Below are 12,044 nucleotides of genomic sequence, written 5' to 3'. Positions count from 1 at the left end.
CCATGGTGCTGAACGCCATGGCGCCGTGCGCTTTTTCTGCAATCGACGATGATGAAATGGAATTACACAAATTTCATACAATCGTTTGAATCCCGTGAAACCCTTCGATTTATCGCGTATTCGCTGCATTTCAACGAAATTAACGGTTTTTTATTCGCCGATTTCGCTTTGCTTCCTGCCGCCGAACCGGCATGGCGGCATTAGAAAAGCTGCCATCTGTCTGTCACGGGTGCATCGATTGCCATGGTTTTCTGGCATAATCCGGCCCCCCTACGACCGCCAGAAAACCTTCATGATCGATTTATTCAGCGGACTGGATGCCTGGGTAGCCGTGAGCCTGGTGCTCGCCCTCACCTTCGTGCTCGCATTCGAGTTCATCAATGGCTTTCATGACACCGCCAACGCGGTAGCCACCGTCATCTATACCAAAGCCATGCCGCCGCACCTGGCCGTGTTCTTCTCGGGTGTGTTCAACTTCCTCGGGGTTCTGCTCGGCGGTGTCGGGGTGGCCTATGCCATCGTGCACCTGCTGCCGGTCGAGCTGCTGATCAACGTGAACACCGGGCATGGCCTGGCCATGGTCTTCTCCCTGCTCGCCGCCGCCATCACCTGGAACCTGGGAACCTGGTATTTCGGTATCCCGGCGTCCAGCTCGCACACCCTGATCGGCTCGATTCTCGGGGTTGGCCTGGCCAACGCACTGCTCAGCGACATCCCGCTGGGTGACGGCGTGAACTGGCAGAAAGCGATCGACATCGCCATGTCGCTGGTGGTCTCGCCCATGGCCGGCTTCGCCGTTGCCGCACTGGTGCTGATTGGCCTGAAATGGTGGCGCCCGCTGTCGAAGATGCACAAGACCCCGGACCAGCGCCGCAAGCTCGACGACAAGAAGCACCCACCCTTCTGGAACCGCCTGGTGCTGGTGATTTCGGCCATGGGCGTGAGCTTCGTGCACGGCTCCAACGACGGCCAGAAAGGCATTGGCCTGATCATGCTGGTGCTGATCGGTATCGTCCCGGCCAAGTTCGTTCTCGACCTGAACAGCACCACCTACCAGATCGAGCGCACCCGCGACGCCACCCTGCACATGAGCCAGTTCTACCAGCGCAATGCCGCCACGCTTGGCGAGTTCCTGGCGTTGGGCAAGGCCAAGTCGAACGACCTGCCGGAGCAGTTCAGTTGCAACCCGCAACAGACCGAGCCAACCATTGCCGCGCTGCAGACCTCGCTCCAGGGCGTGACCGACTACCGTGACCTGAACGCCGAACAGCGTGTGGAAGTCCGTCGCTACCTGCTGTGCCTGGACGACACCGCGAAAAAGGTCGGAAAACTGCCAGGGCTGGATAGCCGCGAGAAGGCCGACCTGGAAAAACTGCGCAAGGACCTCACCGCAACCACCGAATACGCCCCGTTCTGGGTGATCGTGGCCGTCGCCCTGGCCTTGGGCCTGGGCACCATGGTCGGCTGGAAGCGTGTGGTACTGACCGTTGGCGAGAAGATCGGCAAGCAGGGCATGACCTACGCCCAGGGTATGTCGGCACAGATCACCGCAGCTTGCGCCATCGGTATGGCCAACGTGTTCAGCCTGCCGGTCTCGACCACCCACGTACTGTCGTCGGGTGTTGCCGGGACCATGGTCGCCAACAAGAGCGGCCTGCAAGGCGGCACGGTGAAAACCATCCTGCTGGCCTGGGTACTGACCCTGCCAGCCTCGATGGGCCTGGCGGCTGGCCTGTTCTGGCTCGCCTCCAAAGCGATCGGCTGACACCTGCAGCATTGAAAAAGGCGCCCGCGACGGCGCCTTTTTCATGCCCTGGGGAAACTCAGCGCTTCTTGCCTCCCAGTAAAGATCCCATCAAGCCCCGCACCAGTTGCCTGCCCAACTGGTTGGCGGCCTGGCGCACCGCCGACTTGATCGCCTGCCCTGCCGCACTCTGCAAGAATTCACCCGCCTTGTCCGCTAGGCTGTCTGCGTCAGCCTTGGGCTGAGGCGCCGGCTCCACCGGCTCGCCCTTGCGCTGGGTCAGCAATTCATAGGCCGACTCACGGTCGATCGGCTTGTCATAACGTCCTGCCAGGGGCGACTGCGCGATCAGTGCACTGCGCTCCGCCGTAGTGAGCGGGCCGATACGCGATTGCGGCGGCGCCACCAGCACGCGCTGGACGACCTCTGGTGTCCCCTTGTCCTGCAAGGTGCCCACCAACGCCTCGCCGATCCCCAGTTCGGTGAGCACCGTCAGGGTATCGAAGGCAGGATTGGGACGAAAACCGTCGGCCACGGCCCTGAGCGACTTCTGCTCCTTGGCAGTGAAGGCCCGCAGCCCGTGCTGGATGCGCAAGCCCAGCTGCGCCAGTACGGCATCGGGCAGGTCGCCCGGTGACTGGGTAACGAAGTACACCCCCACACCCTTCGAACGGATAAGCCTCACCACCTGCTCCAGACGATCCTGCAGGGCCTTGGGGGTCCCGTTGAACAGCAGGTGCGCTTCGTCGAAGAACAGCGCAAGCACCGGCTTGTCGGCGTCGCCGCGCTCCGGCAGTTGCTCGAACAGCTCGGCCAGCAGCCACAGGAGGAAGGTCGCATAGACCTTTGGCGCCTCGTGCACCAGGCGGCTGGCGTCAAGCAGGTGGATGCGCCCGCGGCCATCGCTATCGACCCGCAGCAGATCCTCCAGTTGCAGCGCCGGCTCACCGAACAACGCCTCGGCCCCCTGCTGTTCCAGCGTGGCCAGGCGCCGCTGCAAGGCTTGGGTCGAAGCGGTGGTCATCAGTGCGCTGTCCTCGCCCAGCAGCTGCGGGTTGTCCTTCAGATGCCCGAGCAGCGCCTTGAGGTCTTTCAGGTCGAGCAGCAACAGCCCCTCGCGGTCGGCAACCTTGAACGCCGCATAGAGTGCCGCCTGCTGGCTGTCGGTCAGTTCAAGCAGGTTGCCCAGCAGCAACGGGCCCATTTCGCTGAGGGTAGTGCGCAACGGATGACCACTCTGCCCGGCGATGTCCCACAGGCTCACCGGGTAGGCCTTGGGCTGGTGGGCGAGCCACGGCATCCCGGCAATGCGTTCGGCCACCTTGCCCTGGGGCGAACCCGCCGCCCCCAGGCCACACAGGTCTCCTTTCACGTCTGCCGCGAACACCGCCACACCCGCGTCGCTGAACACCTCGGCCAGACGCTGCAGGGTCACGGTCTTGCCGGTGCCGGTCGCTCCGGCGATCAGTCCATGGCGGTTGGCCAAGCGCATGGCCTGGCCGACTGGCAAGCCGTCTAGACCGCCACCTACAACGATTTGCGAAGAATCCGACATCTTATTTCATCCTCTTCTCAAGCTTTGCCTAAAAGCGGCCGATATGCAGAGGCGATATTGACCCGAAATACAGGACACAACCCACCAAGGCTCACCGGATTGTTGCACTGTTTTCTGCTGTGCTTCGTGCGAGCGACCCGATAAAACCTTAGCGGACCCGACGACGTCATGAACAAAAGCCTTCGTTTCAGCCACAAGATTCTCTTGGCGGCCTCTCTGATCGTGATACTGGCCTTTGCGCTGTTCACGTTGTACAACGACTATCTCCAGCGTAATGCCATTCGCGCCAATCTGGAGAGTTACCTGGCAGAAATGGGCCAGTCCACGTCCACTACGATCCGCAACCTGTTCGAAGGGCGGATCCGGCTGGTGGAAAACCTTGCGCAGAATATCGCCCAGCATCCGGCCGATGCCGAAACCCTGATGGGGCAACAGGCGCTGATCTCCAGTTTCCTCACGGTCTACCTGGGCAAGGTCGACGGCAGCTTCAGCGTGCGCCCCGACAGCAAGATGCCCGACGGCTACGACCCGCGCGTACGCCCCTGGTACAAGGATGGCATGGCCGCCAGCGGCCCTCTCCTCACCGAACCCTACATCGACATGACCACCAACAAGATGGTCATGGGCATCCTCGACAAGGTTTCCAGCGATGTCGGCGTGGTCGGCGGCGACCTGGCGCTGGACGGCCTGGTACAGATCATCAACTCGTTGAACTTCGGCGGCATGGGCTACGCGTTCCTGGTCAACGACCAGGGCAAGATCCTGGTGCACCCGGACAACGCCCTGGTGATGAAATCGCTGTCGGAGGCCTTCCCACAGAACACCCCGAAACTGTCCCGCGAGTTGACCGAAGTGCAGGTCGACGGCCAGGCGCGCCTGCTCACCTTCACGCCCATCCAGGGCCTGCCTTCGGCCAACTGGTACATCGGCCTGTCGGTGGACAAGGACAAAGCCTTCAGCATGCTCAGCACCTTCCGTAACTCGGCGGTGATAGCCACGCTGGTGGCGGTGGTCATCATCATCGCCCTGCTCGGCCTGCTGATCCGCGTGCTGATGCAACCGCTGCACACCATGACCCGTGCCATGGAGGACATCGCCGAAGGTGAAGGCGACCTGACCAAGCGCCTGAACATCCATAACCATGACGAGTTCGGTGTGCTCGGCAGCGCATTCAACCGCTTCGTCGAACGGGTGCACAGCTCGATTCGCGAAGTCTCCTCGGCCACCGAGCAGGTCAACGAAGTGGCGCTGCGGGTGGTCAGCGCCTCCAATTCCTCGATGCTCAACTCGGACGAGCAGGCCAACCGCACCAACAGCGTCGCCGCCGCCATCAACGAGCTGGGCGCCGCGGCCCAGGAAATCGCCGGCAATGCCGCACAAGCCTCGCAGCATGCCAGCTCTGCCCGATTGCTCGCCGAAGAAGGGCAGCAGGTGGTCGAGCACAATATCCAGGCGATGAACCGCCTGTCGGCGCTGATCGTCAGTTCCAGTACGCATATCGAGGCCCTCAACGACAAGACCGTCAACATCGGCCAGATCCTCGAGGTCATCACCAGCATCTCCCAACAGACCAACCTGCTGGCGCTGAACGCGGCCATCGAGGCCGCCCGTGCCGGTGAGGCCGGCCGCGGCTTCGCGGTGGTGGCTGACGAGGTGCGCAACCTCGCCCACCGTACCCAGGAATCGGCGCAGCAGGTCCAAGGGATGATCGAGGAGTTGCAGGTCGGCGCCCGCACCTCGGTCGAGACCATGGACCAGAGTCAACGCCACAGCCAGGACGGCGTGCAGATCGCCAACCAGGCCGGCGAGCGCTTGGGCAGTGTGACCCAGCGCATTGGCGAGATCGACGGCATGAACCAGTCGGTGGCCACCGCCACCGAGGAACAGACCTCGGTGGTGGAGTCGATCAACATGGACATCAACGAGATCAACACGCTCAACCAGGAGGGCGTGGAAAACCTGCAGGCCACCCTGCGCGCCTGCTCCGATCTGGAACAGCAGGCCGCACGCCTCAAGCAACTGGTGGGCAGTTTCCGCATCTGACGCCTGAGCGCTGTGCAGCACCTGTGGGAGCGGCGGGGTATCCCGACTCGCCCGCTCCCGCAGCGGGCAAGCCAGGACGCCCCGCCGCCCAATCCCGATCGAACAAACTATCCTTCATAAAGGTCAATCTTTAGGCGCGTCACCGTCGGTCTGTTACCGCCGGATGACAGACCCGAAGACGATCCCGGAGGGATGCTGATCGTGCACATCGCTGACATCACCATGTTCTACGCCCCGGCCAGCGGCGGTGTACGGACCTATCTTGATGCCAAACACCATCGCCTCGACGCCATGCCCGGCGTACGCCACAGTCTGCTGATCCCCGGCCCCAGCGCCCGTGATGCCAATGGCATCTACCAGGTGCCCGCGCCGCCCCTGCCGTTCGGCAAGGGCTACCGTTTTCCAGTACGCCTGACGCCCTGGTGCAACGAGCTACGCCGCCTCAAGCCTGACCTGATCGAGGTCGGCGATCCCTACCTCACCGCCTGGGCCGCTTTGGAGGCGCGACGCAAGCTGGACGTGCCGGTGATCGGCTTCTATCACTCCGACCTGCCATTGCTGGTCAGCAACCGCATGGGCAACTGGTTCACCCCCAATGTCGAAGCCTATGTCAGCAAGCTCTACGGCAATTTCGACCGGGTGCTGGCGCCGAGCCAGGTGATGGCCGACAAACTGCGCCGTCTTGGCGTGCGGGATGTGCATGTACAGCCCCTGGGGGTCGACCTGAATACCTTCCACCCCGACAGGCGCGATCCGCACCTGCGGGCCCAGCTCGGCCTTCCCGACACCACTCGTCTGCTCGTCTTCGCCGGTCGCGGCTCGCGGGAGAAGAACTTGCCAGTGCTGCTCGAGTGCATGGGCCACCTGGGTCGCCATTACCACCTGTTGCTGGTCGGCTCGAACATGCCGACCAACGTGCCGGACAACGTCAGCGTGATCGACCACTTCTGCCCCGCCGATGAAGTGGCCCGCCTGCTCGCCAGTGCCGACCTGTTGCTGCACGCCGGCGACCAGGAAACCTTTGGCCTGGTGATACTCGAGGCCATGGCCAGCGCCACACCGGTGGTCGCCGTGCGCGCCGGGGCTTTCGGCGAGATCGTCAACGACCAGTGCGGGCGCCTGTGCCAGGCCAACGACAGCCAGGCAATGGCCGGGGCAGTGCGCGAAATCTTCGAAGCCGGCGTGCGCCCCCTCGGCGCCCAGGCCCGTCGCCATGTGGAGCAGCATTACTCGTGGGACAGCGTGGTCGATGGCCTGCTGCTGCACTACCAGGCCGTGCTTGGCCTGTCGCCACAGGTACGCGCCCATGCGTGAAGCGCCCGCCGATTCGCGTAGCCTGATGCTGGTGCTGCACGATGTCGCGCCCGAAACCTGGCCCGACTACCGCCCCTTCGTCGAAGCCGTCGATGCAATGGGCGACGTGCCCATGACCTGGCTGGTGGTCCCGGACTTCCACCACCGCAACGCATTGGCCCGTTCCCCCGACTTCTGCCGCCTGCTCGATCGGCGCCTGGCGCGCGGCGACGAATTGGCGCTGCACGGTTTCTACCACGCCGACGATGGCCCTGCCCCACGCGGGCCTGCCGAGTACTTCATGCGCCGGATCTACACCCATGAGGGCGAGTTCTATGCGCTGGAGCAGCGCGAAGCCCTGCAACGTCTGGAGGCGGGCCTGGCCCTGTTCGCCAGCCAAGGCTGGCCGGTCGCAGGCTTCGTCGCGCCCGCCTGGCTGATGAGCGAAGGCACCCGCCAGGCCCTGCGCCGCCTGCCGCTGCGCTACACCAGCACACCCCAGCACCTTTATCGGCTGCCGGACTTCACCGCGATCGAAGCTCCTGGGCTGGTCTGGAGCGCCCGCAGTGCATGGCGCCGCGGTATGTCACGGATGCTCTGTGACTGGCAGGCCCGACGCTGGCGCCAGGCCGAAACCTTGCGCCTGGGCCTGCATCCGGTGGATATGCGCCACGCCAGCGCACGCAACTATTGGTTGCGCACCCTGCGTGAATTGATCGAGCAAGGGCGTGAGCCTCTGACCAAGTCCGCCTGGCTGGAGCGCAGGACCTGCCCATGAACCGCCTCGCCTGGCTGGGGCTGGCATTGGTGCTCGCCGTGCTGGTGCCGGGTTTGCTCGGCGGCAGCCAACTCTTGCCGCGCCTGCAGACGTTCGACCCGGGGCTGATGGCAACGCTGCTAGGCATGATTCTGCTGTGCTGGATCATCAACGCCGTGCGCCTGCGCTTGCTGCTCGGCCAGCAGGGCGCGCAACTGGGCAGAGTACGCAGCCTGGGAGTGGTGATGGCGACCGAATTCGCCATCTGCACTACGCCCGGCGGTAGCGGAGGCCCTTTGACCCTGATGACACTGCTGGCCCGCGAACGCATTGGCCCCGCCCGCAGTGGCGCAGTGTTCGCCATGGATCAGTTGAACGACCTGCTGTTCTTCTTCTGCGCCATGCTGGCCATCGCCGGCTACGCCCTGTTCCACAGCTTGGGCCGCAGCCAGGAAAGCATGTTGCTGGGCAGTGCTGCCTTGCTGTGTGGCGTGCTGGCGGCAATCGTCCTGCTGCTGCGCTGCCGTCGTGGCGTGATGCGCTGGAACGGCCGTCTGCTGCAACGCCTGGGTTTGTCGACAAGCCGTCGTCGGCGCTGGGCACGTAGGCTGCTGCGCTTCATCCGGGCACTGGCCGAAACCTGGCGCCTGCCCAAGCGCACGCTGGCGCTGGTATTCGCCCTCACCTGCGCGCACTGGAGCTTGCGCTACAGCGTGCTGTATCTGGTCTTGAGGGGGCTGGGGGTGGAGCTGTCGTGGATACCGAGCTTCCTGGTGCAGATGCTCTCGCTCAGTGCCGGCCAATTCAGCCTGCTGCCAGGCGGTGCAGGGGCCGCCGAGCTGACGTCGGCGACCCTGCTGTCGCCACTGGTGGGCAGCTCGACAGCGGCGGCGGCGATCCTGATCTGGCGCGCCGTCACTTATTACTTCTATCTGCTCGCCGGGGGGCCGGTGTTCGTCTGCCTGCTGGCGCGCCCGTTGCTGGAGCGCTGGCGGCGTCAGGCGGGTTGAGTTGCTCCCAGAGCTCGGCGGCACCTTCGAACTCGGTACCGTCTTCGTCGCTCAACGCCTCGGGATCGTAGCGCGCCAGGCAGCCTTCACCGAGTGTCGGCGGAGGCTGGGCGCCAGCTTTGTCACGCGGATCGGCCATCTGGGCGGGCTCCGGTCAGTCGAAGACCACGGTCTTGTTGCCGTGAACCAGCACGCGGTCTTCCAGGTGGTAGCGCAAACCCCGCGCCAGCACCATTTTCTCCACATCACGACCGAAGCGAACCATATCCTCGATGCTGTCGGCATGGTTCACACGCACCACGTCCTGCTCGATGATGGGACCTGCGTCCAGCTCTTCGGTGACATAGTGGCAAGTGGCACCGATCAGCTTCACACCGCGCAGTGCAGCCTGGTGGTAGGGCTTGGCGCCGACGAACGATGGCAGGAAGCTGTGGTGGATGTTGATCACACGCCCCGCGTAGTCCTGGCACAACTGTGGCGGCAGGATCTGCATGTAGCGCGCCAGTACCACCACATCAGCACCATGCTCGGCAACCAGGCGCGAAACTTCGGCGAAGGCCGGGGCCTTGTCCTTGGGATCGACCGGCACGTGGAAAAACGGAATACCGTGCCACTCGACCATGCTGCGCAGGTCGTTGTGGTTGGAGATCACGCACGGGATATCGCAGTCCAGTTCATCGGTGTGCCAGCGGTGCAGCAGGTCGGCCAGGCAGTGCGACTCGCGACTGGCCATCAGCACCACGCGCTTCTTCTGCGCCGAGTCGGTGATATTCCAGCTCATCGAGAACTCTTCGGCGATCGGCGCAAAGGCCTCGCGGAAGGCCTCGATACCGAATGGCAGCGATTCGGCGCGGATTTCATGGCGCATGAAGAACCACCCGCTCTGCTCGTCGGAATGGTGGCTGGCTTCGTTGATCCAGCCGTTGTACAAGGCCAGGAAGTTACTGACTTTTGCCACGATGCCGACACGGTCGGGGCAGGCAATCGTCAGACGATAGGTGCGCATGGATCAGACTCCGGAAAACTTCGCAAAGGCGCACATTCTAGCCATCTGCCGTGAAAAAGGCAGTAACCATTGGCCTGTGTGCCGGCTCAATGCCGACCAGGCCCCTCCGCGGGCTGGCGGATGAGGTGAGAAGATACGCATAACGCAATATGTAAATTTTTCTTTACCGACGCATTCTTATTGTTGCGTCACAATGATTCGACATTTGACACCCTTATTAATTGTTTACTTGCGGGTATCGCCTGTCTATTATTGGCCCACTGTCTCTCTGTACATTCACCAAGGAACACTCCATGTCCCTGATCAACGAATACCGCGCCACCGAAGAAGCTATCAAGGAACTTCAAGCTCGCCTCGCCAACCTGTCGCAAGATGACAAGCTGAAGAAAGAGCTGGAATTCGAAGGCAAACTGCGCGCACTGATGGGCGAATACTCCAAGTCGCTGCGTGACGTGATTGCCCTGCTCGACCCGGAATCGAAACTGAGCAAGGCCCCACGTGGCGCTGCCAAGACCACCAGCACCAAACGTGCTCGCAAGGTCAAGCAATACAAAAACCCGCACAACGGTGAAGTGATTGAAACCAAAGGCGGCAACCACAAGACCCTGAAAGAATGGAAAGCCAAGTGGGGTGGTGACGTGGTTGAAAGCTGGGCAACCCTGCTGGACTGATCCAGACAATTGCGTATGGCTTCAACAAAACGCCGGCTGATCGCCGGCGTTTTTATTTATTCTGCCAACCCATAGTGCATTCGCAGTTTCCCGGCATGCGCCAGCCAGGCCTCCAGCACCTGCCGCCCGGCATCGTCCGCATTGGCCAGACTCGCCTGCGCCGCCTGCTCGAAATCGCCCAGGGTGTTGGGCGCGCCCAGCTGCGGATCGCTCAGGCGCTGCTGGCAAAAGCGATGCCAGCGTTGTTGCTCCTGTTCGTTCAGCGTGTCGATAAAGTTGCGCGCTCGATAACGGAACAATAGCTCGGGCATGCGCGCATCATCGAACATCCAGTGCCCCTGCCCCAACTGTCGCGGCTCGCTCAAACGAACTTGCTCGCACAGGCGACGATCACGATCCCCGAGAAATCCCTCGTACAACTGTTGCTCAGGATCTTCGCTGGGTGCGAATTCATCAGCGCTGTAAACGCTCTCCAGCTTGTCCCGCCACGCGTCATGCTGCTGAATCAATTGTTCGGCGCGAGACTGAACAAGCGACATATCCAGACCCAGTCGCTGTTGATCGACCGGGCGCAATACGTTCAATGGCGCCACCACCGGGCACTTGTTGATGTGCACCAACTTCAGCGGAACCGGCAATTCGCCGTCAGCCAACTCCTCGCGCCGCGTGTACAAGCGCGAACGCAATACCTCGGCACTTTCCCTTATTAAAGGCAAGGTTTCCATGTGCAGGTCGCACACAATCAGTGCATTGCGATTACGCGGGTGCCAGGCCAAGGGTAATACCACCCCCAGGTAACTACGTTCGCTGGAGAAGCGCCCGGAGATATGCACCAGCGGTTGGAGCAGGCGAATCTGCTCCATGACTTTGTGCTTGCTACGCAACTGGAACAACCAGTCATAAAGTTTGGGCTGGCGTTGGCGAATCAGACGAGCCAACGCGATGGTGGCCCGGACATCGGACAAGGCCTCGTGGGCATGACCGTGGTCGATGCCGTTGGCCTTGCTCAGCAACTCCAGGCGCAGGCTGGTGCGCCCCTCCTGCTGCGGCCAGACGATACCTTCCGGGCGCAGGGCATAGGCGGTACGCACTACATCGATCAAGTCCCAGCGGCTGTTGCCACCCTGCCACTCACGGGCGTAGGGGTCGAAGAAATTGCGGTAGAGGCTGTAGCGAGTGACTTCATCATCGAAGCGCAAGGTGTTGTAGCCTGCGCCACAGGTGCCGGGGCGCGACAGCTGTTCATGCACCCTGGTCATGAACTCCGCTTCCCCCAAGCCTTTGGCGATCAGTTGTTCAGGGGTGATACCGGTTACCAGGCAGGCGGCGGGGTGCGGCAGGATGTCGTCGGAGGGGCGGCAATACAGGTTGACCGGTTCGTCGATCTCGTTGAGTTCGAAATCGGTGCGTACGCCTGCAACCTGCAACGGCCGATCGCAGCGCGGATTGATACCGGTAGTTTCGTAGTCGTGCCAGAAGATGCTGGAGCTCACGGTGTCGTCCTGTACAAAGTTCGCGGACGAGTCTACCGGAGGAACGCCTTCAGGCCGACTCGTTCATCGGCCTGAAACTGAAGAAGTCGCGCAGCGAGCGCACGAACTCCTCGTACTCGCGCGGCGCCTGTAACAGCATGAAGCCGGCATCGTAATGCCCCGGGGTCTGGTCCTCGCGGCTCCACAGGCAACTGGCGGTGAGATTGATGAACTGATGGCCACCGCCTGCAAGCGGCACGCGCAATTGCAGCTCGAAATCCGGGCCGACCATGATCGGGAGCTGGCTGATCACCATGACCCCATCCTCGGAGGCATTCCCCAGGTAGCCAATCTCCTGATCGGTCAACCGGTTGAAGACCTTGAGCACGTAAGGCAGTTGATGACGATCGATCTGACGTTCGATGAACATGATTCTCCGTACCCTATGCCAGGAAGACCAGGTACTGGCGGTGAGCGTTACACCTACTTTACA

The 12,044-nt window shown here is 62.4% G+C and carries 11 protein-coding genes; 6 read left to right on the top strand and 5 right to left on the bottom strand.

Annotated elements, in window-relative coordinates; genetic code table 11:
* Nucleotides 1–292 precede the first annotated feature (292 nt).
* Nucleotides 293–1,765, top strand: a complete 1,473-nt coding sequence (locus VA602_RS10220; protein ID WP_054893788.1) for an inorganic phosphate transporter — start codon at nt 293–295, stop codon at nt 1,763–1,765.
* Between the two features lie 58 nt (nt 1,766–1,823).
* Here VA602_RS10220 and VA602_RS10215 read toward each other — a convergent pair whose 3' ends face one another.
* A complete protein-coding gene (locus VA602_RS10215) occupies nt 1,824–3,299 on the bottom strand; it encodes a helicase HerA-like domain-containing protein (RefSeq protein ID WP_323453156.1) in 1,476 nt (491 codons plus the stop codon).
* 168 nt (nt 3,300–3,467) lie between these two features.
* Here VA602_RS10215 and VA602_RS10210 point away from each other — a divergent pair, with 168 nt between their 5' ends.
* The 4 genes from VA602_RS10210 (at nt 3,468) to VA602_RS10195 (ending at nt 8,402) form a co-directional block, all read left to right on the top strand.
* The gene (locus VA602_RS10210) at nt 3,468–5,342 is read left to right on the top strand and encodes a methyl-accepting chemotaxis protein (protein ID WP_323453155.1); all 1,875 of its coding nucleotides are present in this window, start codon (nt 3,468–3,470) and stop codon (nt 5,340–5,342) included.
* A gap of 192 nt (nt 5,343–5,534) precedes the next feature.
* Nucleotides 5,535–6,656: a glycosyltransferase family 4 protein gene (locus VA602_RS10205; protein WP_323453154.1), complete on the top strand. Its 1,122-nt coding sequence runs from the start codon at nt 5,535–5,537 to the stop codon at nt 6,654–6,656.
* Entirely contained in the window at nt 6,649–7,413 is a 765-nt protein-coding gene (locus VA602_RS10200) for a DUF2334 domain-containing protein (protein WP_125931517.1), read from the top strand. The genes VA602_RS10205 and VA602_RS10200 overlap by 8 nt, the downstream gene beginning before the upstream one ends.
* Entirely contained in the window at nt 7,410–8,402 is a 993-nt protein-coding gene (locus VA602_RS10195; protein ID WP_323453153.1) for a lysylphosphatidylglycerol synthase transmembrane domain-containing protein, read from the top strand. The genes VA602_RS10200 and VA602_RS10195 overlap by 4 nt, the downstream gene beginning before the upstream one ends.
* Here VA602_RS10195 and VA602_RS10190 read toward each other — a convergent pair.
* A complete protein-coding gene (locus tag VA602_RS10190) occupies nt 8,308–8,541 on the bottom strand; it encodes a hypothetical protein (protein ID WP_081255308.1) in 234 nt (77 codons plus the stop codon). The two genes, VA602_RS10195 and VA602_RS10190, sit on opposite strands and share 95 nt — an antisense overlap.
* Nucleotides 8,542–8,556: 15 nt before the next feature.
* Complete coding sequence (gene purU, locus VA602_RS10185) at nt 8,557–9,408, bottom strand: formyltetrahydrofolate deformylase (protein WP_054893794.1); 852 nt, start codon at nt 9,406–9,408, stop codon at nt 8,557–8,559.
* Nucleotides 9,409–9,701: 293 nt separating this feature from the next.
* On the opposite strand from purU, the gene mvaT reads away from it, so the two are divergent.
* The gene (gene mvaT, locus VA602_RS10180) at nt 9,702–10,079 is read left to right on the top strand and encodes a histone-like nucleoid-structuring protein MvaT (protein ID WP_063545971.1); all 378 of its coding nucleotides are present in this window, start codon (nt 9,702–9,704) and stop codon (nt 10,077–10,079) included.
* Between the two features lie 56 nt (nt 10,080–10,135).
* Here the strand turns inward: mvaT and sbcB are convergent, their stop codons facing one another.
* Together sbcB and VA602_RS10170 are read right to left on the bottom strand one after the other, a co-directional pair.
* Nucleotides 10,136–11,572 (bottom strand): exodeoxyribonuclease I, encoded by a 1,437-nt coding sequence (sbcB, locus tag VA602_RS10175; RefSeq protein ID WP_323453152.1) that lies wholly within the window; start codon nt 11,570–11,572, stop codon nt 10,136–10,138.
* A 49-nt stretch (nt 11,573–11,621) separates the two neighbouring features.
* Complete coding sequence (locus VA602_RS10170; RefSeq protein ID WP_054893797.1) at nt 11,622–11,981, bottom strand: PilZ domain-containing protein; 360 nt, start codon at nt 11,979–11,981, stop codon at nt 11,622–11,624.
* Nucleotides 11,982–12,044: the final 63 nt, after the last annotated feature.

It is taken from the genome of Pseudomonas machongensis (assembly GCF_034961125.1).
Classification (GTDB): domain Bacteria; phylum Pseudomonadota; class Gammaproteobacteria; order Pseudomonadales; family Pseudomonadaceae; genus Aquipseudomonas; species Aquipseudomonas machongensis.
This window is presented reverse-complemented; position numbering and strand designations above follow the sequence as displayed.

What these genes read in the sequence shown, in the direction of transcription:
- VA602_RS10220 (WP_054893788.1), top strand. Translation starts at nt 293, where the DNA reads ATGATCGATTTATTCAGCGGACTGGATGCCTGGGTAGCCGTGAGCCTG.
- VA602_RS10215 (WP_323453156.1), bottom strand. Translation starts at nt 3,299, where the DNA reads ATGTCGGATTCTTCGCAAATCGTTGTAGGTGGCGGTCTAGACGGCTTG.
- VA602_RS10210 (WP_323453155.1), top strand. Translation starts at nt 3,468, where the DNA reads ATGAACAAAAGCCTTCGTTTCAGCCACAAGATTCTCTTGGCGGCCTCT.
- VA602_RS10205 (WP_323453154.1), top strand. Translation starts at nt 5,535, where the DNA reads ATGCTGATCGTGCACATCGCTGACATCACCATGTTCTACGCCCCGGCC.
- VA602_RS10200 (WP_125931517.1), top strand. Translation starts at nt 6,649, where the DNA reads ATGCGTGAAGCGCCCGCCGATTCGCGTAGCCTGATGCTGGTGCTGCAC.
- VA602_RS10195 (WP_323453153.1), top strand. Translation starts at nt 7,410, where the DNA reads ATGAACCGCCTCGCCTGGCTGGGGCTGGCATTGGTGCTCGCCGTGCTG.
- VA602_RS10190 (WP_081255308.1), bottom strand. Translation starts at nt 8,541, where the DNA reads ATGGCCGATCCGCGTGACAAAGCTGGCGCCCAGCCTCCGCCGACACTC.
- purU (WP_054893794.1), bottom strand. Translation starts at nt 9,408, where the DNA reads ATGCGCACCTATCGTCTGACGATTGCCTGCCCCGACCGTGTCGGCATC.
- mvaT (WP_063545971.1), top strand. Translation starts at nt 9,702, where the DNA reads ATGTCCCTGATCAACGAATACCGCGCCACCGAAGAAGCTATCAAGGAA.
- VA602_RS10170 (WP_054893797.1), bottom strand. Translation starts at nt 11,981, where the DNA reads ATGTTCATCGAACGTCAGATCGATCGTCATCAACTGCCTTACGTGCTC.